General features: G+C 60.2%; 23 protein-coding genes and 1 tRNA gene. 17 read left to right on the top strand and 7 right to left on the bottom strand.

Annotation, left to right across the window (positions count from 1 at the left end; translation table 11 throughout):
• The first annotated feature begins 507 nt into the window (after positions 1-507).
• The 9 genes from ACQY1L_RS09170 to ACQY1L_RS09130 all read left to right on the top strand — a co-directional run bounded on the left by ACQY1L_RS09170 (position 508) and on the right by ACQY1L_RS09130 (position 10,207).
• Positions 508-1,836 (top strand): L,D-transpeptidase family protein, encoded by a 1,329-nt coding sequence (locus ACQY1L_RS09170; RefSeq protein ID WP_062454734.1) that lies wholly within the window; start codon positions 508-510, stop codon positions 1,834-1,836.
• 185 nt (positions 1,837-2,021) lie between these two features.
• Positions 2,022-3,311: a serine hydroxymethyltransferase gene (gene glyA, locus ACQY1L_RS09165; protein ID WP_062579943.1), complete on the top strand. Its 1,290-nt coding sequence runs from the start codon at positions 2,022-2,024 to the stop codon at positions 3,309-3,311.
• 9 nt (positions 3,312-3,320) lie between these two features.
• Positions 3,321-3,800, top strand: a complete 480-nt coding sequence (gene nrdR / locus ACQY1L_RS09160; protein WP_062453281.1) for a transcriptional regulator NrdR — start codon at positions 3,321-3,323, stop codon at positions 3,798-3,800.
• Positions 3,801-3,804: 4 nt separating this feature from the next.
• Positions 3,805-4,884, top strand: coding sequence for a bifunctional diaminohydroxyphosphoribosylaminopyrimidine deaminase/5-amino-6-(5-phosphoribosylamino)uracil reductase RibD (gene ribD / locus ACQY1L_RS09155; RefSeq protein WP_062453280.1), 1,080 nt, complete (start codon positions 3,805-3,807; stop codon positions 4,882-4,884).
• Between the two features lie 9 nt (positions 4,885-4,893).
• Positions 4,894-5,505, top strand: coding sequence for a riboflavin synthase (locus tag ACQY1L_RS09150; protein WP_430240723.1), 612 nt, complete (start codon positions 4,894-4,896; stop codon positions 5,503-5,505).
• A gap of 203 nt (positions 5,506-5,708) precedes the next feature.
• Positions 5,709-6,167, top strand: a complete 459-nt coding sequence (ribH, locus tag ACQY1L_RS09145) for a 6,7-dimethyl-8-ribityllumazine synthase (RefSeq protein WP_062453278.1) — start codon at positions 5,709-5,711, stop codon at positions 6,165-6,167.
• A 4-nt stretch (positions 6,168-6,171) separates the two neighbouring features.
• Positions 6,172-6,651 (top strand): transcription antitermination factor NusB, encoded by a 480-nt coding sequence (gene nusB / locus ACQY1L_RS09140; RefSeq protein ID WP_162728352.1) that lies wholly within the window; start codon positions 6,172-6,174, stop codon positions 6,649-6,651.
• A gap of 20 nt (positions 6,652-6,671) precedes the next feature.
• On the top strand, positions 6,672-7,901 hold the full coding sequence (locus ACQY1L_RS09135) for an MFS transporter (protein WP_430240722.1): 1,230 nt from the start codon (positions 6,672-6,674) through the stop codon (positions 7,899-7,901).
• A 164-nt stretch (positions 7,902-8,065) separates the two neighbouring features.
• Positions 8,066-10,207 (top strand): sodium-translocating pyrophosphatase, encoded by a 2,142-nt coding sequence (locus ACQY1L_RS09130; protein ID WP_430240721.1) that lies wholly within the window; start codon positions 8,066-8,068, stop codon positions 10,205-10,207.
• Positions 10,208-10,286: 79 nt separating this feature from the next.
• Here the strand turns inward: ACQY1L_RS09130 and ACQY1L_RS09125 are convergent, their stop codons facing one another.
• Positions 10,287-10,811: an outer membrane protein assembly factor BamE gene (locus tag ACQY1L_RS09125; RefSeq protein ID WP_062454732.1), complete on the bottom strand. Its 525-nt coding sequence runs from the start codon at positions 10,809-10,811 to the stop codon at positions 10,287-10,289.
• A 223-nt stretch (positions 10,812-11,034) separates the two neighbouring features.
• Here ACQY1L_RS09125 and ACQY1L_RS09120 point away from each other — a divergent pair, with 223 nt between their 5' ends.
• From ACQY1L_RS09120 to ACQY1L_RS09085, 8 genes are all read left to right on the top strand, one after another.
• On the top strand, positions 11,035-11,586 hold the full coding sequence (locus tag ACQY1L_RS09120) for a ubiquinol-cytochrome C chaperone family protein (RefSeq protein ID WP_062579953.1): 552 nt from the start codon (positions 11,035-11,037) through the stop codon (positions 11,584-11,586).
• Positions 11,583-12,161: a YceD family protein gene (locus tag ACQY1L_RS09115; RefSeq protein WP_430240720.1), complete on the top strand. Its 579-nt coding sequence runs from the start codon at positions 11,583-11,585 to the stop codon at positions 12,159-12,161. Before ACQY1L_RS09120 ends, ACQY1L_RS09115 begins: the two co-directional genes overlap by 4 nt.
• A gap of 148 nt (positions 12,162-12,309) precedes the next feature.
• Positions 12,310-13,356 (top strand): phosphate acyltransferase PlsX, encoded by a 1,047-nt coding sequence (gene plsX / locus ACQY1L_RS09110; RefSeq protein ID WP_062453272.1) that lies wholly within the window; start codon positions 12,310-12,312, stop codon positions 13,354-13,356.
• A 20-nt stretch (positions 13,357-13,376) separates the two neighbouring features.
• Positions 13,377-14,348 carry a beta-ketoacyl-ACP synthase III gene (locus tag ACQY1L_RS09105; protein ID WP_062453271.1) on the top strand — a complete coding sequence of 324 codons (972 nt, stop codon included), beginning with the start codon at positions 13,377-13,379 and terminating at the stop codon, positions 14,346-14,348.
• Positions 14,349-14,487: 139 nt separating this feature from the next.
• Complete coding sequence (locus ACQY1L_RS09100) at positions 14,488-14,826, top strand: integration host factor subunit alpha (protein WP_062453270.1); 339 nt, start codon at positions 14,488-14,490, stop codon at positions 14,824-14,826.
• Positions 14,827-14,998: 172 nt separating this feature from the next.
• The gene (locus ACQY1L_RS09095; protein WP_062453269.1) at positions 14,999-15,532 is read left to right on the top strand and encodes a MerR family transcriptional regulator; all 534 of its coding nucleotides are present in this window, start codon (positions 14,999-15,001) and stop codon (positions 15,530-15,532) included.
• A 106-nt stretch (positions 15,533-15,638) separates the two neighbouring features.
• Entirely contained in the window at positions 15,639-16,103 is a 465-nt protein-coding gene (locus tag ACQY1L_RS09090) for a BA14K family protein (RefSeq protein WP_062579958.1), read from the top strand.
• A 183-nt stretch (positions 16,104-16,286) separates the two neighbouring features.
• Positions 16,287-16,363 (top strand) — tRNA-Pro (locus ACQY1L_RS09085).
• A 456-nt stretch (positions 16,364-16,819) separates the two neighbouring features.
• Here the strand turns inward: ACQY1L_RS09085 and ACQY1L_RS09080 are convergent.
• From ACQY1L_RS09080 to ACQY1L_RS09055, 6 genes are all read right to left on the bottom strand, one after another.
• Complete coding sequence (locus ACQY1L_RS09080) at positions 16,820-17,155, bottom strand: hypothetical protein (RefSeq protein WP_062579960.1); 336 nt, start codon at positions 17,153-17,155, stop codon at positions 16,820-16,822.
• A gap of 138 nt (positions 17,156-17,293) precedes the next feature.
• The gene (locus ACQY1L_RS09075; protein ID WP_062453266.1) at positions 17,294-17,479 is read right to left on the bottom strand and encodes a hypothetical protein; all 186 of its coding nucleotides are present in this window, start codon (positions 17,477-17,479) and stop codon (positions 17,294-17,296) included.
• 104 nt (positions 17,480-17,583) lie between these two features.
• Entirely contained in the window at positions 17,584-17,733 is a 150-nt protein-coding gene (locus ACQY1L_RS09070) for a hypothetical protein (protein ID WP_092661949.1), read from the bottom strand.
• 76 nt (positions 17,734-17,809) lie between these two features.
• A complete protein-coding gene (locus tag ACQY1L_RS09065) occupies positions 17,810-18,103 on the bottom strand; it encodes a DNA-binding protein (protein ID WP_174195963.1) in 294 nt (97 codons plus the stop codon).
• A gap of 57 nt (positions 18,104-18,160) precedes the next feature.
• Positions 18,161-19,414, bottom strand: coding sequence for an O-antigen ligase family protein (locus ACQY1L_RS09060; protein WP_430261840.1), 1,254 nt, complete (start codon positions 19,412-19,414; stop codon positions 18,161-18,163).
• Entirely contained in the window at positions 19,411-20,949 is a 1,539-nt protein-coding gene (locus tag ACQY1L_RS09055) for an undecaprenyl-phosphate glucose phosphotransferase (RefSeq protein WP_430240718.1), read from the bottom strand. The genes ACQY1L_RS09060 and ACQY1L_RS09055 overlap by 4 nt, the downstream gene beginning before the upstream one ends.
• Positions 20,950-21,009: the final 60 nt, after the last annotated feature.

Here is a 21,009-nt window from a genome sequence, read left to right as displayed (position 1 = left end):
TGAACCACCGGAGGCGCGACGGCGGCACGGCAAAGACAACTGTCGGCGCCTGCATTTCCTCCAGTCATGCAGTGGCACGACACACATATCGGGCGGAGCGTAGCAATACGCTCCGCCGATCCCGTTTCAGAGCTCCAGATGTCCTCTATCATGGTCGCCTGATGCAGGCTCTTTCAGAACACCGGAACGCAGCGTTCTCTCGCTCCACAGCGCACTCCCAACCTCCCGAAATGGCTTCGAGTTCGCGCCTGCCACATTTCCCGTTGAGTATCTCGAAGGAGGCCGAAAAGTCACGCTTTCACACGGCTTTGTGACGCTGCAGCAACTGACACGAATTGGCCATATTGCTATGGGACCGCCATGCTTGAACAGGTTCGGGAAACTCGTGCTACTCCAGATGGCCCCCCGAGCATTTCCAGCAGCCCAGCCGCGGAATTTTGCGCGTTTATTAACCATATCCCTGTAGCGCTTTTGTTTTGAAGCCTCTGGGACCAGATGGACAGGATGATGTCGAAAAAGATCGGATCGGAATTGCTTTCCCGCCGCGCCATGTTGCGTTCGGCCGTCTCCGTGGGTGCCGCCGTTCTGGCCGCGCCGGCTTTGGCGCAGTCGACGCTCGATGGCATCATGACCGCGCCTCGTCGTGGCAACTGGGATGACCAGTTCGATGCGCGTGGTTCGCGCTCGGCCGTCGGTGTCGTCTCCAACAATCCGATCCTTGGTTCCGAAGGCCCGGCAAACATCCAGCAGGCAATTGCCTTCTATCAGCAGATCGTTTCTGCAGGTGGCTGGCCAGATGTCAATTCGTCCGTGCGCCTGCAGCTCGGCGTCGTTGATCCGTCGGTGCAGAACCTGCGCCGTCGCCTGATGATCGCCGGCGATCTCGATCAGTCCGCAGGCATGTCCAGCTCGTTCGACAGCAATGTCGACGGTGCCGTCAAGCGCTTCCAGGCCCGTCACGGCCTGCCGGCAGATGGCGTGCTTGGCGAATTCAGCGTCAAGGCGATGAACGTTCCGGCCCAGACACGTCTGATGCAGCTCGAAACCAACCGGGTCCGTCTGCAGTCGATGTCCGGTGATCTCGGTTCGCGTTACGTCATGGTCAACATCCCGGCGGCCTATGTTGAAGCGGTCGAGAACGATCGCGTGGCGCTGCGCACCAATGCGGTCGTCGGCCGTATCGACCGCCCGACCCATGCGATCAATTCGAAGATCTACGAAGTCATCCTCAATCCTTACTGGACCGCACCGCGCTCGATTGTCGAAAAGGACATCGTGCCGTTGATGCGCAAGGACCCGACCTACCTGACGCGCAACAACATCCGTCTGATCGACGGTCGTGGCCAGGAAGTGTCGCCAGAAACCGTGGATTGGAATGCCCCCAAGGCGCCGAACTTCATGTTCCGCCAGGATCCGGGCAAGATCAACGCGATGTCCTCGACGAAGATCAACTTCCACAACCCGAACAACGAATACATGCACGACACGCCCCAGCAGGGCCTGTTCAACAAGCTGATGCGCTTTGAGTCCTCGGGCTGCATGCGTATCCAGAACGTGCGCGATCTCGTGACCTGGCTGCTGCGCGATACGCCCGGCTGGTCGCGTCAGGAAATCGAACGGGTTATCGCTGCTCGCCAGAACAACCCGATCAAGCTCAGCCAGGAAGTTCCGGTCTATATCGTCTATGTCACGGCATGGTCGGCAAAGGACCAGGTCGTCCAGTTCCGCGACGACATCTACCAGCGCGACGGCAACCAGGAACTGGCTCTGCAGACCACGACCGGCGTGGAGCGTGCCTCCGGTGCCATCACCGAACAGGATCTTCTGCCGCAATAAGCAGGACGTCGCTGACGAACGACGAAGTCGATTGAAAGGCCGCATCGCCCAAAAGGGTGGTGCGGCCTTTTGCCGTTGTCTCGAAACGGAGTTGGACGCGCAAATGTCGCTCCGTGTATTGCCCTGATCGGAAGGGAAGGCTAAGACGCGTCACATCGCCTGCCACCCTTCGAGGAGCCTCGCACATGTCCAATACCGAAGCATTCTTCTCCCGCCCGCTGGCCGAATCCGATCCGGATATTTTTGGCGCGATCGAGAAGGAACTTGGCCGTCAGCGCCATGAGATCGAACTGATCGCCTCGGAAAACATCGTGTCGCGCGCCGTGCTCGAAGCCCAGGGCTCGATCATGACCAACAAGTATGCCGAGGGCTATCCGGGCAAGCGCTACTACGGCGGCTGCCAGTTCGTCGACATCGCCGAAGAACTTGCCATCGAACGCGCCAAAAAGCTGTTCGGCGTCAACTTCGCCAACGTCCAGCCCAATTCCGGTTCGCAGATGAACCAAGCCGTGTTCCTGGCGCTGCTGCAGCCGGGCGACACGTTCATGGGCCTCGATCTCAACTCGGGCGGTCACCTGACCCATGGTTCGCCGGTCAACATGTCCGGCAAGTGGTTCAACGTCGTGTCCTACGGCGTCCGTGAAGGCGACAACCTTCTCGATATGGATGCCGTGGCCGAGAAGGCCCGCACGACCAAGCCGAAGCTGATCATTGCCGGCGGCACGGCCTATTCCCGCACCTGGGACTGGAAGCGTTTCCGCGAGATCGCCGACGAAGTCGGCGCCTGGCTCATGGTCGACATGGCGCATATCGCCGGTCTCGTTGCCGGCAACCAGCATCCGTCGCCGTTCCCGCACTGCCATGTCGCGACCACCACGACCCACAAGTCGCTGCGCGGACCGCGAGGCGGCATGATCCTTACCAATGACGAGGATCTGGCGAAGAAATTCAACTCGGCTGTCTTCCCCGGCCTGCAGGGCGGCCCGCTGATGCATGTCATTGCCGCAAAGGCGGTGGCCTTCGGCGAAGCGCTGCAGCCTGAATTCCAGGATTACGCGGCTCAGATCGTCAAGAACGCCAAGGCCCTGTCGGAAACCCTGGTGGCAGGTGGTCTCGACATCGTCTCCGGCGGCACCGACAACCACCTGATGCTGGTCGATCTGCGCAAGAAGAACGCGACCGGAAAGCGGGCCGAAGCAGCGCTTGGCCGCGGCTATATCACCTGCAACAAGAACGGCATTCCGTTCGATCCTGAAAAGCCATTCGTCACGTCCGGTATCCGTCTCGGCACGCCGGCCGGAACGACGCGCGGTTTCAAGGAAGCCGAGTTCACCGAAATCGGTAATCTGATCGTCGAACTGCTTGACGGCCTGAAGACTGCCAATTCGGACGAGGGCAATGCGGTGGTGGAAGCGGGTGTCCGCGAAAAGGTGATGACGCTCACCAATCGCTTCCCGATGTACCCATACCTCTAAGGAAAAGCGATGCGCTGCCCCTATTGCGGTTCGGAAGATACCCAGGTCAAGGACTCGCGTCCGGCCGAGGATTTCACCTCCATAAGGCGGCGGCGCATTTGCCCTGACTGCGGCGGTCGCTTCACGACATTCGAGCGCGTGCAGTTGCGCGAGCTGCTGGTGTCGAAGAAGACCGGCCGCAAGGTACCGTTCGACCGCAACAAGCTGGTGCGGTCGTTCCAGATTGCGCTGCGCAAGCGGCCCGTCGATCCCGACCGCATCGAGCGCGCCGTCTCCGGCATCGTCCGGCGCCTCGAAAGCTCGGGCGAGAGCGAAATCTCCTCCGAAGAGATCGGCCTCCAGGTGCTCGAATCGCTGAAAAGCCTCGATGACGTCGCCTTCGTGCGCTACGCATCCGTCTATCGCGACTTCTCCCATGCGGAGGACTTCGAGAAAGTGATTTCCGAGATCAACGCCAAGATTGCCCGCGATCCCGGGCTGGAGTCCTGACGCCATGTCGGAGGCCGACGACCAGCGGTTCATGGCCGCAGCGCTGAGGCTGTCGCGCTGGCATGAAGGCCAGACCATGACCAATCCATCGGTCGGCTGCGTGCTCGTCAGGGATGGTGCCATTGTTGGTGCAGCGGTCACGGCCCGCGATGGCCGACCACATGCGGAAGCCCGCGCGCTCGCCGTTGCCGGCGAGAAGGCGAGGGGGGCGACCGCCTATGTGACGCTGGAACCTTGCGCCCATCACGGCAAGACCCCGCCCTGCGCCAATGCGCTCGTGGCGGCCGGTGTTTCCCGCGTTGTCGTCAGCGTCGCCGATCCCGATCCGCGCGTCTCCGGTCAGGGATTGAAGATCCTGCACGATGCCGGCATCGCGACCGAGCTTGGCCTCATGGAAGATGACGGCAAGCGCGCGCTCGCCGGTTATCTCTCCCGCCAGATCCGTCACCGCCCTTTCGTCACGCTCAAGCTTGCCGTCTCGGCCGACGGCATGCTGGGACGCCGTGGCGAGGAAGTACTGATCACCGGGCCGCTCGCCCGTGCCCAGGTGCATGTCATGCGCGCCGAAAGCGATGCGATCCTGGTTGGTATGGGAACCGTCCGTTCCGACGATCCGCAACTGACGGTCCGGCTTCCCGAGATGAGCGACAGATCGCCCGTCCGCATTATTCTAGATCGCCGTCTCGAACTGCCGCTCGACAGCCTTCTGGTGAAGTCTGCCCGCGACGTGCCTGTGATCGTCGCCTGCGTGCCGGTCTCGCAAGAGGCCGAAAAGCGCGAGAAACTTCTGGCCGCAGGTGTGGATGTGATCGAGGCAGGCGATCTCGCAGCACTTCTCGACCAGTTGGCGACACGCGGAATTTCCCTTCTATTCGTCGAAGGCGGCGCAACGGTTGGCAAGGCCTTTCTGGATGCCGGCCTCGTCGATCGGATCGTGCTGTCGCAGGGGCCGACGATGGTGGGCGAGGGCGGTCTTGAATCGCCTCTGTCGCCATCCGATATGCCGGAGGGTTTCCAGCTGGTTCGTGAGGATACGTTCGGTCCCGACCGTTCCTACGATTTCCAGAAAATCGAGCAGTCATAGAGGTCGTCGATGTTTACCGGAATTGTCACCGATGTCGGAACCGTAGCGGCGACGACCCCGATGGACGAGGGCGTCAAGCTCCGTATCGCCACCAGCTACGATCCGAAGACGATCGCGATGGGTGCCTCGATCGCCCATGGCGGTGTTTGCCTGACCGTGACCAACTTGCCTGAGGACGGCAGCAATGAGCGCTGGTTCGAGGTGGAAGCCTGGGAAGAAGCGCTGCGGCTGACAACGATCGCTGGCTGGACATCCGGTACCCGCGTCAATCTGGAGCGGGCGCTGAAGATCGGCGACGAACTGGGCGGCCACATCGTCTCCGGCCATGTCGACGGTAAGGCGGAGATCCTGTCCGTGACCTCGGAAGGCGAAGCAGTCCGCATTCGCCTTCGGGCGCCGGAAAGTCTCGCCCGCTTCGTCGCGCCGAAGGGTTCGGTTGCGCTCGATGGCACATCCCTGACCGTCAATGCGGTCGATGGCACCGATTTCGACGTGCTGCTGATCAGGCACACGCTGGGCGTCACCACATGGGGCGATCGCAAGGCGGGCGACTTCGTCAATTTCGAAGTGGACACGATGGCTCGTTACGCAGCCAGGCTGGCCCAGTTCCCGACGGGCTGAGGCCGACCCAACGACATGCGGAAACAGGCGGCAGCGGTTAAGCTGCGCTCCTCCTGTTCCGCCCCGATGACGTTGCACAATAGGTATTCGCGCCCTGCAACGCAGCGTTCAGCGAAAACCACTTGCCAATCCCGGCCGGGCATGTTTTGACCGCCGACTATTCGGCTTGTCGCCCAACGCGCCGATGTAACCAAGGTGAAATCATGCCGCAAGAACACGCACCTCACATCCTGATCGTGGAAGCACGGTTTTATGACGACATGGCGGACGCGCTGCTCGATGGCGCAACGACCGCTCTCAAGGATGCGGGTGCGACCTACGACGTGGTGACGGTTCCGGGAGCCCTCGAAATTCCGCCGGCAATCGCCATGGCGCTCGATGCCGGCGATCAGGACGGCACGTCCTATGACGGCTTTGTCGCGCTCGGCATGGTCATCCGTGGCGAAACCTACCATTTCGACATCGTCTCGAACGAATCCTCGCGCGCGCTGATGGATCTTGCGGTCTCCGAATCGCTGGCGATCGGCAACGGCATCATGACCGTCGAGAACGACGAGCAGGCCTGGGTGCGCATCAAGCGGTCCGAGAAGGACAAGGGCGGCTTTGCGGCCCGTGCCTGCCTCACCATGATCGCACTGCGCGAAAAGCTCAATGGTGGTTGATAGAATGTCCAAAGAAGGCGAGCATCCGGTCAAGCCGGCAAATCAGCGTGGCGCGGCGCGTTTGGCAGCCGTTCAGGCCCTGTATCAGATGGATGTCGGCGGCACCGGCGTTCTCGAGGTCGTGGCTGAGTACGAGACCCATCGCCTCGGCCAGGAACTCGACGGCGATACCTATCTGAAGGCGGATGCCTCCTGGTTCCGCTCGATCGTCGCCGGCGTCGTGCGCGATCAGGACAAGATCGACCCGCTGATCCGCTCGGCTCTCCAGGAAGACTGGCTGCTGTCGCGGATCGATTCGACCCTGCGCGCCATCCTGCGTGCCGGAACGTTCGAGATCGTCGAGCGCAAGGATGTCCCGGTGGCCGTCATCGTTACCGAGTATGTCGAGATTGCCCGCGCGTTCTTCGAGGAAGATGAGCCGAAGGTCGTCAATGCGGTTCTCGACCGGATTGCCAAGCAAATCCGCGGCGACGCGAAGAAGTAACATCCCGGAAAGAGCATCAGATGGACGAAGCGGTCGAGCGTCAAAGAATTGACTTGAGCACCGCCCGCCGCAGCGTCTTTCTGCTCGCAGGCACCCAGGCCATCCTGGGGTCTGCCACACCTCTGACCGTGTCGATCGGCGCTCTTGCCGGCTATCAGCTTCTCGGCGACGACAAGTCGCTCGCGACAGCGCCGATCACCGCGTTCAACCTCGGCACCGCCGTCGGTGCGGTGCTGATTGCCATCGCGTCCAAGTTCCTGGGCCGCAAGGCGGCCTTCATGTCGGGCGGAATGCTCGGCGCGATCGGCGGCGGGCTTGCGGCAATCGCGCTGTTTCGTGGTGATTTCTGGCTGTTTGCCTTCGCGCTTCTGCTGGTCGGGTCCTGCGCCGGCTTCACCCAGAAGATCCGCTTCGCCGCTGCCGATATTTCTCCCAAAGCCTATAAGCCGCGAGCCATCTCCTGGATCCTCGGGGCCGGTATCGTCTCGGCGATCGTCGGACCGCAGCTCTCCATCGCCGCAAAGGATTGGCTGGCGCCGGTGACCTTCGCCGGTGCGTTCCTGATGCTGATCCCGCTCTGCCTTGCCGGTATCTGCATCATGGCCTTCCTGCACCTTCCGACCAAGGCGGATGCGTCGCTCTCAACCCAGCAGCCGCCGGCACGGTCGCTGCGGGAAATCGTCGTGACGCAGCGGTTCATGACCGGCATGGTCTGCGGTATCTGCACCTACGCGCTGATGACCTTCGTGATGACTGGTGCGCCGCTCGCCATGGTGATCGGCTGCGGCTTTCCGACAGAACTGGCGGCGCTCGGCATTCAGTGGCATGTGCTCGCCATGTTCGGCCCAAGCTTTTTCACCGGCCTGCTGATCACCCGCTTCGGAGCGGAAAAAGTGGTCGCCGCCGGCCTCGTCACGCTGATGGGCTGCGCGATCGTTGCCCATATGGGCGTAGAATTGTGGAATTTTTGGCTGGCGCTGGTCCTCCTTGGGATAGGTTGGAATTTCGGTTTCATCGGCTCGACCACGATCGTCGCCTCCAGCTATCGCCCGCAGGAGGCCGACAAGGTGCAGGGGTTTCACGACATCGTCCTCTTCGGCACGGTGGCGCTGTCCTCCTTCTCCTCGGGCAAGGTGTTCGTCACCTGGGGCTGGTCATTCATCAACCTGGTGATCTGGCCGGTCGCGATCTTCTGCCTTCTTCTCATTCTGGCGCTGATGCTGCGCAGGCCCGTCGCAAAAGCCAACTGACCCGGTTCTATTACCGTCGTAGCGCTTGACGGCGGTTGTTCCTCACCGCAATCTCACCCGCGCATGGCAACAGCTGCGTTCCTTGGGAGGGGAAAGCCGTTGCTGGAGGGTGCAGAATGCCGGGGCGGCATCGGCCGCAGCCGGTCAGGGAGAGGAAAATTCGCATGACTGTAATTCTAGGTGTGATCGTCTGCGGTCTGCTGTCGATCATTTATGCTGCATGGGCCACGCGTTCCGTACTTGCCGCCGATCAAGGCAATCAGCGGATGCAGGAGATCGCCGGTTACATCCGCGAAGGCGCACAGGCCTATCTGTCTCGCCAGTATATGACGATTGCCATCGTCGGTGTGCTGGTTGCGGGTCTCACATGGTTTCTTCTGTCTGGCACGGCAGCCATCGGCTTCATCATCGGCGCCGTTCTCTCGGGCGCTGCCGGCTTCATCGGCATGCACGTCTCGGTGCGGGCCAATGTGCGCACGGCGCAGGCGGCATCCCATAGTCTGGCAGCAGGTCTCGACATTGCCTTCAAGTCTGGCGCCATCACCGGCATGCTTGTCGCGGGCCTCGCACTGCTCGGCGTGTCCATCTACTTTTTCATCCTGACAACCGTGCTCGGCCATGCGGTCGGTTCACGCGAAGTGATCGATGCCCTTGTGGCACTCGGCTTCGGCGCCTCGCTGATCTCAATCTTCGCGCGCCTTGGCGGCGGCATCTTCACCAAAGGCGCCGATGTCGGCGGCGATCTCGTCGGCAAGGTGGAAGCCGGTATTCCGGAAGACGATCCACGCAACCCGGCAACGATCGCCGACAATGTGGGCGACAATGTCGGTGACTGCGCCGGCATGGCGGCCGACCTGTTCGAGACCTACGCAGTCTCGGTCGTTGCGACCATGGTGCTCGCGGCAATCTTCTTTGCCGGCAGCGCCGTCATCGACCAGGCGATGCTCTATCCGCTGGCGATCTGCGGCACCTGCATCATCACCTCGATCGTCGGCACGTTCTTCGTCAAGCTCGGCACAAACGGCTCGATCATGGGCGCCCTCTACAAGGGACTGATCGTGACGGGGCTGCTGTCCATCGTCGGGCTTGCGATCGCGACCTCGATCACCATTGGCTGGGGAATGATCGGCACGGTTGCCGGCATGGACATCACCGGCGCCAGACTGTTTGCCTGTGGCCTTGTCGGGCTCGTGGTGACGGCACTGATCGTTGTGATCACCGAATACTATACCGGCACCAACAAGCGGCCGGTCAATTCCATCGCCCAGGCTTCCGTCACGGGCCACGGCACCAACGTCATCCAGGGGCTGGCCGTCTCGCTGGAATCGACCGCACTGCCGGCACTCGTCATCGTCGGTGGCATCATCTCCACCTATCAGCTCGCCGGACTGTTCGGCACAGGCATCGCCGTCACCGCCATGCTCGGCCTTGCCGGAATGATCGTGGCACTCGATGCCTTCGGCCCTGTCACCGACAATGCCGGCGGCATTGCCGAAATGGCGCATCTGCCGCCGGATGTTCGGAAAGCCACGGATGCTCTGGATGCCGTCGGCAATACGACCAAGGCCGTCACCAAGGGCTACGCGATCGGCTCAGCCGGTCTCGGCGCACTGGTGCTGTTTGCGGCCTATGCCAACGATCTCCAGTACTTCGTGGCAAACGCCGATAAATATCCGTACTTCCAGGGGGTAGGCCAGATCTCGTTCAGCCTGTCGAATCCGTATGTGGTGGCGGGCCTGCTGTTTGGCGGTCTCATCCCGTATCTGTTCGGCGGCATCGCCATGACGGCGGTCGGCAAGGCGGCAAGCTCGATTGTCGAGGAAGTTCGCCGGCAGTTCCGCGAAAAGCCCGGCATCATGCAAGGAACGGAAAAGCCCGACTACGGCCGCGCGGTCGATATCCTGACCAAGGCTGCGATTCGCGAAATGATCGTGCCGTCGCTGCTCCCGGTTCTCGCGCCGATCTTCGTCTATTTCGGTGTGCTTCTCGTCTCGGGCGGCGACAAGGCGTCCGCCTTTGCAGCGCTCGGTGCCTCGCTTCTCGGCGTCATCATCAACGGCCTGTTCGTCGCGATCTCGATGACCTCGGGCGGCGGCGCCTGGGACAATGCCAAGAAAAGCTTCGAGGACGGTTTCGTCGATAAGGACGGCACGCGCCACATGAAGGGATCCGAAGCCCACAAGGCTTCGGTGACAGGCGATACGGTGGGCGATCCCTACAAGGATACGGCAGGCCCTGCCGTCAATCCGGCGATCAAGATCACCAACATCGTCGCCCTTCTGCTGCTGGCGGTTCTCGCCCACTAGAACCAGGTCTCACACAGACAAAAGAAAGCCCGCGGTACCATTGGTATCGCGGGCTTTTTGATATTCGGAAATGCGCTTGTTAGTTGCCCATGCTCTGCAGCATGTTGCGGATCTGGCCGGCACCGCCGCTTGCTGCTCCGGAACCACCCGACAGAAGCTGCTGCAGGAAGGTAAGGTCGCGGCCGCCGGTTGGCGTCGTGCGCGAGATCGTGTCGAACACCTTGCCGTCCTGAAGTGCGTAGTTGGCGCGCTGTGCGACCACGCCGTTCTTGTCGAAATAGATGGCAAGCACGCTCTGCTCGACGATCTGCGGCTTCATGAAGGCTGCCCGACGGTGGCGCTTCTGGGAAATGTAATAGAACACTTCCGTATCGAAGGTCGCGGTCGTCGACGGTGTACCCATGGTCAGGATCACCTGCTCGCGGCTTGAACCGACAGGGATCAGGTTCAGCGACTGCTGGTCAACGACATAGCCGTTGTACATCGTGTCGCCGATTTCCATGGATGTGCAGCCGGAAACTGCAATCGATGCAACGACAAGGGCCGCCGCCGTTTTGCTCAACGCTTTCATTTCGTATCCGAAAACCCGCTTCTTCAACGGTATCCCCCACATGTCGATGTGCCGGCGGAAGCCGGTTACTCTGCTGCTCATACCATTGTGGCTATTCCGGGGACAGCTGACTGCCGCTTCCGGATAGCCGAACCGAAGCCCGCCGATGGCGAATGCATTGCAATTCGTGCCTGCTTCGGTAAACCAGCTTTCGTTTGCATGCAACATCGCCAGCTTCGACCATGACGCAAACATGAAGGCAAATGCAGGAAACACGATGATATTCGGCCTGTTCAAAAAGAAAAACAGCAATCAGACCATCGTCAACCGGCAATACTACGCCCTGACGTCGGCAGCGCGCATCCCCGTGTTCTACGAGGATTTCGGCGTACCCGATACCGTGATGGGCCGGTTTGAAATGCTGTCCATCGTGATGATCCTGTTTTTTCGCCGGACGGCGAAGTCGGGGCCGAGCGGGCAGGAACTGGCGCAGGAGATCGTCGATGCCTTCTTTCAGGATATCGACCATTCGATTCGCGAGCTCGGCATCGGCGACCAGGGGGTTCCGAAGCGGATGAAGAAGCTCGCGGGCATGTTCTACGGTCGGCTAGAAACCTACGCCGCAGCTCTCGACAGCGGCGACGAAACCGCGCTTGCCGCAGCGCTGCATCGTAATATCCATCCTAAAGCCACCGATATACAAGACATGAGCGCACTTGCGCACTGGATGACAACCACCGAAACCGCTATGTCAGCGGTCTCGGAAGATACGATTTCCCGTGGGCTGCTGGTCGTGCCGCAGCCGGTCCGGGAAGGCGAGGAACAATGAAAAGCGATCAAGAACCCAGCAAAGCTAGAGGCGGCAAGCCTCCGTTCTCCTATGCCGTGAAGGTTGGAAATATTTCCGCCAATCCGGTCACCGTTACTGTCGAAGCCGATGAAAACGAACGGAAGGACTTGGCCGTTCTCTGGGACGTCGTATCGGTCAATTCGTTGAAGGCGGAAATCTACATTGCCCGCTGGAAGAAGGACGGCGTGCGCCTCAAGGGCCACGTCAAGGCCGCTGTCACCCAGGCTTGCGTGGTGACGCTTGATCCTGTGTCGTCGACCATTTCAGAAGATTTCGATCAGGTCTTCGTGCCTGAGGGATCCAAGCTTGCGCGCGTCGTCACTGCCGAAAGCGCCGAGATGGTGGTCGATCCTGATGGTCCGGACCTGCCGGAAATGTTTGTCGGCGATACGATCGATGCGGGCGAGGTCGTTGCCGAGTTCGTGGCACTGGCGATAGACCCTTATCCGCGCAGGCAGGGCATCGATTTCAAGGACCATATCGAGAGCGACCCGAACGATCCGGCGACCAAACCCAATCCGTTTGCCGCGCTCAAGGATTGGAAAAAAGACTGAGACCGGTTGTAAGCAGAAACAAAACCTATATTTTGGCCACGATTTCGCCGGCAGGGCGGCGCATGAGCGTGCCCACTGAAGAAGCAAAAGTCGGCGCAGGCATTCGTTGCAGGCGCGTGCGGCCGGTTAAAACAAGGATCAGGGACGCGTGATCAGAATTTCGATTGACGCCATGGGTGGCGACTTTGGCCCCGAGGTTGTCATGGCGGGCGCCGCGAAGGCGCTCGAACGCCATCCCGACGTCAGTTTTCTCCTCTACGGACTGAAAGCCGAATGCGAGCCGTGGCTTGCACGCTATCCGAAATTGCGCGAGCGGTCCGTGTTCCACGCGTGCGAACTGGCCGTTGCCATGGACGAGAAGCCGAGTGCGGCGCTACGCCGTGGTCGCTATGTCTCGACCATGTGGCGTTCCATCGAAGCCGTGAAGCTTGGCGAAGCCGATGTCGTTGTGTCCGCCGGCAATACCGGTGCGCTGATGGCAATGTCGAAATTCTGTCTTCGCACGTTGGCGAGTATCGAACGCCCTGCAATTGCAGGCATCTGGCCGACGCTGAAGGGCGAAAGCATCGTTCTCGATATCGGCGCGACGATCGGCGCTGACAGCCAGCAGCTGCTCGATTTCGCGCTGATGGGCGGCGCTATGGCGCGGGCCCTATTCGAAGTGGATTGCCCCACCGTCGGGCTTCTCAATGTGGGTGTCGAAGAGGTCAAGGGGCAGGAAGAGGTGAAGGAAGCCGGTCGGCTTATCCGCGAAGCCAACCTGCCGCATCTCTCCTATCACGGCTTCGTCGAGGGCGACGACATCGGCAGGGGCACTGTCGACGTTGTGGTGACCGAAGGCTTTACCGGCAATATCGCTCTGAAGACCGCCGAGGGAACTGCGCGCCAGATCGCCACGCTTCTGCGCGAATCCATGTCGCGCACGCTTCTTGCCCGGATCGGCTATCTGCTGGCCAAGCCTGCATTCGATCGACTGCGCGAGAAGATGGACCCGAACAAGGTCAATGGTGGCGTCTTTCTCGGCCTCAACGGTATTGTGATCAAGAGCCACGGTAGCGCCAACGCCGAAGGCATCGCAGCCGCGATCGCAGTCGGCTACGACATGGCGCGAAACGACCTCAACGCCAAAATTTCGCAGGATTTGAAGATTTATCATGCCAGACGCCTGCCGCCGGCCGGCCCTGAAGCCGCATGACGTTAGGATGTGATTTGACTATGATTCGATCAGTTGTTCGCGGTTACGGGGCAGCGCTCCCGAAACGGGTCGTCACCAATCGCGAGCTGGAGACGATGGTCGACACGTCGGACGAGTGGATCGTCCAGCGCACCGGCATCACCCAGCGCTACATCGCCGGCGACGACGAAACGACGGCATCGCTCGGTGAGAAGGCAGCGCGGGCAGCGCTCGATAATGCCGGCCTGACACCTGATGACATCGATCTGGTCCTTCTGGCGACTTCGACGCCGAACAACACCTTTCCCGCGACCGCCGTCGAGATCCAGAACCGGCTCGGCATGAAGCATGGCTACGCTTTCGACATGCAGGCGGTCTGCAGCGGCTTCGTTTACGCGATGACGACGGCAGACCTCCACCTGCGTGGCGGGCTTGCGAAGCGCGCGCTGGTGATCGGCGCCGAAACCTTTTCCCGCATTCTGGACTGGAACGACCGCACCACCTGCGTGCTGTTCGGCGATGGGGCCGGCGCCGTTGTGCTGGAGGCTCAGGAAGGCGAGGGCACGATTGCCGACCGCGGTATCCTGACGGCGCATCTGCGCTCGGACGGATCCCACAAGGACAAGCTCTACGTCGATGGCGGCCCATCGACGACCGGCACGGTCGGGCACCTGAAGATGGAAGGCCGTGAGGTCTTCAAGCATGCGGTGGCTATGATCACCGACGTGATCGAGGACGCATTCGAGGCGACCGGCACGACTGCCGAGGATATCGACTGGCTGGTACCGCACCAGGCCAACCGTCGTATCATTGATGGATCTGCCAAGAAGCTCAACATTCCCACCGAGAAAGTCGTCGTCACCGTCGACATTCACGGCAACACGTCGGCGGCATCGATCCCGCTTGCGCTTTCAGTTGCCTGTGCCGACGGTCGCATCAAGAAGGGCGATCTTGTGATGCTGGAAGCCATGGGTGGCGGCTTCACCTGGGGGGCCGTCCTGATCCGCTGGTGATGCCGGCTGAAAACCTGAGCCATATTATGAAATAATCAATGCCGAACAGATGCTTGGCCCGGGGGCGCTTGACCGTGGGGCACAACCAAAATACTGTTTGCGGGCTTTGATAATATCACATTAAATCAGGCGGGGGACCATGGCCGGCAAGACAGTCACACGCGCGGATCTGGCGGAATCGGTTTTTCGCAAGGTTGGCCTCTCTCGCACGGAATCGGCGGAACTCGTCGAAACGGTAATCGACGAAATCTGCAACGCCATCGTTCGCGGCGAAATGGTCAAGCTTTCGTCGTTTGCGACATTTCAGGTGCGCGCCAAGAACGAGCGCATCGGTCGCAATCCGAAGACAGGCGAGGAAGTACCGATCTCACCCCGCCGGGTGATGACCTTCAAGGCATCCAATGTTTTGAAGCAACGCATCCTCAAGGCGCACACATTGCGCAAGGTCAAGCAGAAGCCGGCAAGCCCTGCGAGCTGACACGCCCGTTTTGCACGCTGGCACCCCTGCCAAAACACCAATCTTGTGAACACACTTGAATCTTTCGGTGCAAGCCGTTGAGAAATGTGCGATTCGACGCATAATCCTCGTCCAGCCTTTCGTGCTGACCCCTTTCGCGCCGCACGGCCGTTCGATCCCTGGAGATTGACACTTGGACAAGAGCCCGGACGCATTCCGCACCATCAGCGAAGTCGCTGACGATCTCGACCTGCCGCAACACGTGCTGCGCTTCTGGGAAACGCGGTTTCCGCAAATCAAGCCGATGAAGCGGGGAGGCGGCCGTCGCTACTACCGCCCGGAGGACGTGGATCTGTTGAAGGGGATACGTCACCTTCTCTACGACCACGGATACACGATCAAGGGCGTTCAGAAGCTCCTGAAGACGAATGGCAACAAGTTCGTCTCAGCAATCGCATCGGGTGATATCGCCACGATGGAAGCCATCATGGCGGCCAACAGCGAGAAGAATGCCGAGCCGAAAATTTCCACCCAGGAAGAAGATCAGGTCGTCGGGCGCCCGAAGGTAAAGCCGAGCGGCCGGTTCTTCGGTTTCGGCGGTGCCGGGGAGGACCAGTTGGAAGTCTCGGTTGGAAAATCGAGTGTCGGCAAGGAAGACCGTGCCTTGCTGCAGGAGGCACTGTTTGACCTTCTGGAATGCAAGCGCCTGCTGGACCAGGTTCGTTGATCCGATACCTGCTTACATGAACTCACTGTAAATTTACCGTTCACCTCTGGTTCAAACGCGAAGGTACAACATTTACCTACGAGGAAACACAAGAGGAGATGCAAACGTGAAAAAACTCGCAATCATTGTCGTCTCGGCCATGACGGCACTGACGAGCATGGTACCGGCACACGCCTTCCCTGTCGTCAACGCACCGAAGACCATCGAAGCGCCGCAGAGCGTTGATCAGGTCCAGCAGGTTCAGTGGCGGCATCGTGATCGTTGGGAAGGTCGTCGCTACTATCGTCACCATCGCGACTACCGCCGCGGCGACTATTATCGCGGTCGCCACTACCGTGGCCACAATTCGGGTGCGATCATCGGCGGTCTTGCTGCCGGCGCTCTGATTGGCGGTGCCATTGCATCCCAGCCGCGCTACGCCGAGCCGCGTTACGTGCAGCCACGTCGTTACGTGAACGCCAATAGCGCGCACGTCAATTGGTGCGCCAACCGCTACCGGTCCTACAGGGCTTACGACAATACGTTCCAGCCCTATAACGGCCCGCGCCAGCTGTGCTACTCGCCCTACTGATAGGGTAGTCGCCAAGGCGTCCTGACAGGCCGGCCCCAGACAATGGGGCCGGCTTTCTTGTTGAAGCAAGACCTTCGATCCAGGATCCACTGAAAGCCGATTTTTTCCTTGCGTGGTGAAGATCATGTCAGTATGGAATGCATGCTTCACGCGACGCCGGTCCGCCGGCTCGAAGCGATGTGGCGGAATGTAGCGCAGCCCGGTAGCGCACTTGACTGGGGGTCAAGGGGTCGTCGGTTCGAATCCGGCCATTCCGACCATTCTTCCTTCGGCGACAGGCTCCCCCAGAGCCGCTTTGACCTGAGCTCGCCATGGGCGAACTCGTCTCTCGTCACGCCAACCTGTTGCGACGTCACTCACCAGAACCTGTGAACGAATGATGGATCATCCCGAACCGCGTTCGACTTATCTGACTACAATTTGCATTTGGCTGGAACGTCAGTGTTCCCGACGCGTTGTCAGATAGGAAAACAAAGGAGAATGTGATGTTGAAGGGTGTTGTACTTTGGGCGATGGGCGTTCCGATCCTTGTAATCGTGCTGCTCTACGCATTCGTATTCTAAGTTCTGGATTTCTGGCGGTAACGGCCAGTGCGTTTCGATCTAAAAGGGTCAGCTCCGAAACACGAGCTGACCCTTTTTCATTTTTGCCGCTGTTGTCGAGATATAGCTCGAGCAAAAAAAGGCCCCGCACTTGCGGGGCCTTTTCAGTCAGTCTTAGATTTCCGGGCAACCAGGGCGATTGGCGAAGGTGATCCGGTCGGGACCCCGACGGGTCATGCCCTGGACGGTGATGCTGCGGCGAGTGGCGCGGACGATCTCCGTCTGACGGAAGCCTTCGTCACGAGCGGCGGCGCGTGCTTCGCCAGGGCTGCAGCCCATGCGGCGATCGCGTCTGTCGTAATCGCGATCCCTGTCGCGGATTACCGGGCGCACGCCGTCAGGTCCGATGCGCAGCTGTACGTCTTGGGCCGATGCCGGGGCAGTGGCCGCACCAAGGGTGCAGACGGACAAGGCCAAGGCGAGGCCTGCCTTAGCGAAAACATTGATCATTGTATCCTCCGTGTATGGAGCCGGGGCAGGGCCTGCGGCGCAAGATATTCACGGAGATTTAACTGATTTGTGAGTGGTAAAGTTCCGCCTGCGATCAATCAGCAAGTATAGGCGTAGCAGACGCGATAGTAGTTCGCGTTAGCGAAAACGCGCTGTCCGGCTCGCATTCATCAGAAGCTCCTGCTCGGAAGCAAACGACCCCAGGAGCTGCAGAAGACGGTTTTCCTCGTCCTTGTCGAGACGGTAACGGCGGGCGAAGTCAGTTACGCTCCACACCTTCTTCATTCCGGACTGCTGAAGATCGACGGGTGTAATATGCGACATTGTGCCCCCTCACAGATATTGGAGGATGGTATCCTCCAATATCCAGTGCATATAAAAACGACGTTTAATAGAGAAACTTCTTAAGCTCGGTTTTCCCGGAAAAACTACTTTTCCTCGACCTTGACGCCATCCTGGCCGATGCTGAATTCTACGCCCTTAGGCTTGGTTTCTTCGCGGTAGACATAGAACCCCAGACCGACGACCAGAACAACGAGAGCGCCGATGATGAAGTACAGATTATTGGAACGCGTCATAAATTTCCCCGACTATGCAATTCTGGCCGAGAAACGCCTATGAGCTCAATATGTTCCAGCGAGTTTCAGATTTTTTTCAATCGTCGTTTGCGGCGTTGAGATCTTCGGGACGCATGCCCTCTTCCTGACCGTCTTGCTTCAGTCTCACACCCGGTCCCATTCCGGATCCGCCATCGCCGGCTGCCAGGAAGATAACGCCCCTTGTCTCGAAGAATGCCCTCAGCCTCTCACTGATGGTTGGGTCGGGCAGGGCGTCATGGGCCTCCGCGTTGTCGAATTCGACGGCGGACAGGCCCGAAGCGGCGCAAAGCGCGTCTTTCGAGATGCCGGTGAGTGCGCGCGCAGCGCGAATTTGTGATGCGGTCAACATACGAGAAATCTGGCGCAACGCGAACCAATGTCAAGGACTTGCGCTAGAGGCAACAACTCAGGCCTGTAACGGCGGCATCGCCGCAGTGGTGTTTCGCTGATAGCGGTTTTCCAGAGCGACGCAGGCCCAGAGAATGCCGAGCGAGAGATAGAAGTGCCGCCAGTGGTCCGTGTCGATGACGTTTCCGATCATCGCATGTCCCAGGATCAGGACCCATGCAATCATCAGAAAAGGCTGCCACGGCCTCTCGCGCAGCATATAGCGGAAACCCATCCACAGGCTGGACCAGATCATGATCTGATACGTCACCGCACCCACCCAGCCATAGGTCGTGAGTGTCTTCAGCCAGATATTGTGCTCGTCTTCGCCGAAGATTTTTCCAAGCGCCATCGGTCCCATGCCGAGCGGTCGCTCCATCGCCATCAGGAAGCCGATCTTATGCCGCTCGAAGCGACCAAGCCGCGCGCCGTCGTAATCCTGCACCAGTTTCGCACGATTGGAAAACAGATCGGCGATCTGCGGGATCTGCAAAGCGATCGCAAGGGCGAGCACGAGAGCCACGCCGGCACAAATCGAGATGACCAGGATCTTCAGGCGGAATGCCGTCGTGTGCTCCTTGAGGAGCATCAGGACGATCAGTGCGATGGCGCCGAACAGCAGGAGGCCCCAGGCCGCGCGTGAAAACGACAGGAAGATACCGATCGCCAGCACCAGCATGCCGAGGATGAGAAGGGGGGTACGGATGACCGGGCCGGTCAGCATGCGGTAAAGGAGATAGAGGAGCGGGCCGACCAGATAGGGGCCGAACACGTTGGGGTCCTGAAAGGCGCCCATGGCGCGGTTATAGCGGGTAAAGACATGGGCCCCGGGAAACGCGTCGAAATAGCCGAGGATGCCGAGAGTGGCCGTGATGATGGCGGCCGCCACCCAGGCATGAAAGATGATCTTCAGCCGCCGATGGTCGTTCTCTATGACCGCTGCAAAGAACACGGCGGTGAGCGCGAGAAAGATCGAGACCGCATAATACATACCGGCGCCGGACGAATCCTTCATTACGAAGATGGAAAACAGGCCGCTGATGTTGAAGATCAGCAGCATCGCCATGAGCATCGCGACCGTCCGGGAGATCCTGAGCCCAAACAGGAACCAGAGGCCGATCTGGGCCACCATCATCAGTTCGTAAGGGGCAGGCTCCGACATGACGAAGCCGGACAGAAAGACGCCAAAGGCCAGCATGCCGTTTGCCACGAGAGCGAACACGGCCAGCTGGACGTTGAACGGCCGGGTCTCATGTGCGGCCAGCGACGTCAATATGCATTGTCCGTGTTGAGAAGCCGGATTGGCGTCAGGAACAGGATCTTGAGATCGAACAGAATCGACCAGTTCTCGATATAGTCGAGATCGTGGGCGGTGCGGGCACGGATCTTTTCGTCGCTGTCCAACTCGCCGCGCAGTCCGTTGATCTGCGCCCAGCCAGTCACGCCGGGTTTCACGCGGTGGCGGGCGAAGTAGCCTTCGACGACGTCCACATATCTGCGTTCGCCAGTCTGGGCACTGACCGCATGCGGACGGGGACCAACGAGAGACAGCTCTCCTTTCAGCACGTTGAACAGCTGCGGTAGCTCGTCGATCGAGGACTTGCGCAGAAACCGGCCGACGGGCGTGACCCGCGGATCGCCCTTGGTCACGGCCTTGATCGCGGTCTGGTCGCTCATGCTCGTGTACATCGAGCGGAATTTGAGAACGTTGATGATCTCATTGTTGAAGCCGTGGCGCTTTTGGCGAAACAGCATCGGCCCTTTCGAGCTGAGCTTCACGGCAATGCCGGCAGCCAGCATGACGGGCCAGAGGCAGGCGATCGCGAACACGGCAAAGACGATATCGAAGATGCGCTTTGCGACCGAATCCCAGTCGCGGATCGGCTTGTCGAAAATATCGAACATCGGAACGGTACCGACGTGACTATAGGCCCGTGGGCGGAAGCGCAGGCGGTTCGCATGCGCCGCAAGCCGGATATCGACCGGCAGAACCCAGAGTTTGCGCAGAAGCTGCAGGATACGCTGCTCGGCGCTGGCGGGAAGCGCGATGATCAGCATGTCGATCCGGGCAAGGCGCGAGAATTCCACAAGCTCGGCAAAGGTACCAAGCTTCGGGTAGCCGGCAACGACGGTCGGCGAGCGGTCGCTGTTGCGGTCGTCGAAGATGCCGCAGATGCGGATGTCGTTATCCGACTGGCGTTCCAGGGCGCGCACCAGTTGCTTGGCAGGTTCGCCGCCGCCGACGATTACGGCGCGGCGTTCCATCACGCCGTTGCGCGCCCAGTGGCGGATGCCAAGCGCGATCGCCTTCCGCTCGGCGGCAAGGACGACGCAGCTGACGAAGAACCAGACGATGAGACCGGTCACGGGCACCCAACCGCCCGCGGCAAAGCTGAGCGCGAGATTGGTCAGGACAAAACCGAAGGCCCATGTGATGAGAACCCGCTTCAAGGTCCTGTTGGCGGACCTCAGGGAGGGGATCTGATAGGTGTCGGCAATCTGCAGAAGCAGAAGCGTGATGGCAGAACCGAAGGTGATGATGACCAGGCGGGAAAGCGACATCTCGGTCGCGCCGTAGATCAGGTCGACGATGAGGCCGACAATCAGGATCGCGGCAAATTCGGTAAGCCGGATCAGTCCGACCAGCAGGGATGGCGAATAGCTGGTTTCGCGGAACTGCTGGGCGATCTGGCGTGCGAAGGGATTGAGGACCGCGCCCGCTTCCTTCTCCTCGCTCGCACGCATCTCTGAGACCTTGCGGCGAAGGCTTTCGACGTCGAATTCATCGGGCTTGTTCAGCGGGCTCATGCCAGGATCCTCGACTCAGCTGCCGCGAAGGCGCAGAAGTAGTCTCAGTCCAGTAGCAAA

This window comes from Neorhizobium sp. DAR64862/K0K3 (genome assembly GCF_050500185.1).
In the GTDB taxonomy this organism is placed as follows: Bacteria; Pseudomonadota; Alphaproteobacteria; order Rhizobiales; family Rhizobiaceae; genus Neorhizobium; species Neorhizobium soli.
This window is presented reverse-complemented; position numbering and strand designations above follow the sequence as displayed.

What these genes read in the sequence shown, in the direction of transcription:
- ACQY1L_RS09170 (WP_062454734.1), top strand. Translation starts at nt 508, where the DNA reads ATGTCGAAAAAGATCGGATCGGAATTGCTTTCCCGCCGCGCCATGTTG.
- glyA (WP_062579943.1), top strand. Translation starts at nt 2,022, where the DNA reads ATGTCCAATACCGAAGCATTCTTCTCCCGCCCGCTGGCCGAATCCGAT.
- nrdR (WP_062453281.1), top strand. Translation starts at nt 3,321, where the DNA reads ATGCGCTGCCCCTATTGCGGTTCGGAAGATACCCAGGTCAAGGACTCG.
- ribD (WP_062453280.1), top strand. Translation starts at nt 3,805, where the DNA reads ATGTCGGAGGCCGACGACCAGCGGTTCATGGCCGCAGCGCTGAGGCTG.
- ACQY1L_RS09150 (WP_430240723.1), top strand. Translation starts at nt 4,894, where the DNA reads ATGTTTACCGGAATTGTCACCGATGTCGGAACCGTAGCGGCGACGACC.
- ribH (WP_062453278.1), top strand. Translation starts at nt 5,709, where the DNA reads ATGCCGCAAGAACACGCACCTCACATCCTGATCGTGGAAGCACGGTTT.
- nusB (WP_162728352.1), top strand. Translation starts at nt 6,172, where the DNA reads ATGTCCAAAGAAGGCGAGCATCCGGTCAAGCCGGCAAATCAGCGTGGC.
- ACQY1L_RS09135 (WP_430240722.1), top strand. Translation starts at nt 6,672, where the DNA reads ATGGACGAAGCGGTCGAGCGTCAAAGAATTGACTTGAGCACCGCCCGC.
- ACQY1L_RS09130 (WP_430240721.1), top strand. Translation starts at nt 8,066, where the DNA reads ATGACTGTAATTCTAGGTGTGATCGTCTGCGGTCTGCTGTCGATCATT.
- ACQY1L_RS09120 (WP_062579953.1), top strand. Translation starts at nt 11,035, where the DNA reads ATGATATTCGGCCTGTTCAAAAAGAAAAACAGCAATCAGACCATCGTC.
- ACQY1L_RS09115 (WP_430240720.1), top strand. Translation starts at nt 11,583, where the DNA reads ATGAAAAGCGATCAAGAACCCAGCAAAGCTAGAGGCGGCAAGCCTCCG.
- ACQY1L_RS09105 (WP_062453271.1), top strand. Translation starts at nt 13,377, where the DNA reads ATGATTCGATCAGTTGTTCGCGGTTACGGGGCAGCGCTCCCGAAACGG.
- ACQY1L_RS09100 (WP_062453270.1), top strand. Translation starts at nt 14,488, where the DNA reads ATGGCCGGCAAGACAGTCACACGCGCGGATCTGGCGGAATCGGTTTTT.
- ACQY1L_RS09080 (WP_062579960.1), bottom strand. Translation starts at nt 17,155, where the DNA reads ATGATCAATGTTTTCGCTAAGGCAGGCCTCGCCTTGGCCTTGTCCGTC.
- ACQY1L_RS09075 (WP_062453266.1), bottom strand. Translation starts at nt 17,479, where the DNA reads ATGTCGCATATTACACCCGTCGATCTTCAGCAGTCCGGAATGAAGAAG.
- ACQY1L_RS09070 (WP_092661949.1), bottom strand. Translation starts at nt 17,733, where the DNA reads ATGACGCGTTCCAATAATCTGTACTTCATCATCGGCGCTCTCGTTGTT.
- ACQY1L_RS09065 (WP_174195963.1), bottom strand. Translation starts at nt 18,103, where the DNA reads ATGTTGACCGCATCACAAATTCGCGCTGCGCGCGCACTCACCGGCATC.
- ACQY1L_RS09055 (WP_430240718.1), bottom strand. Translation starts at nt 20,949, where the DNA reads ATGAGCCCGCTGAACAAGCCCGATGAATTCGACGTCGAAAGCCTTCGC.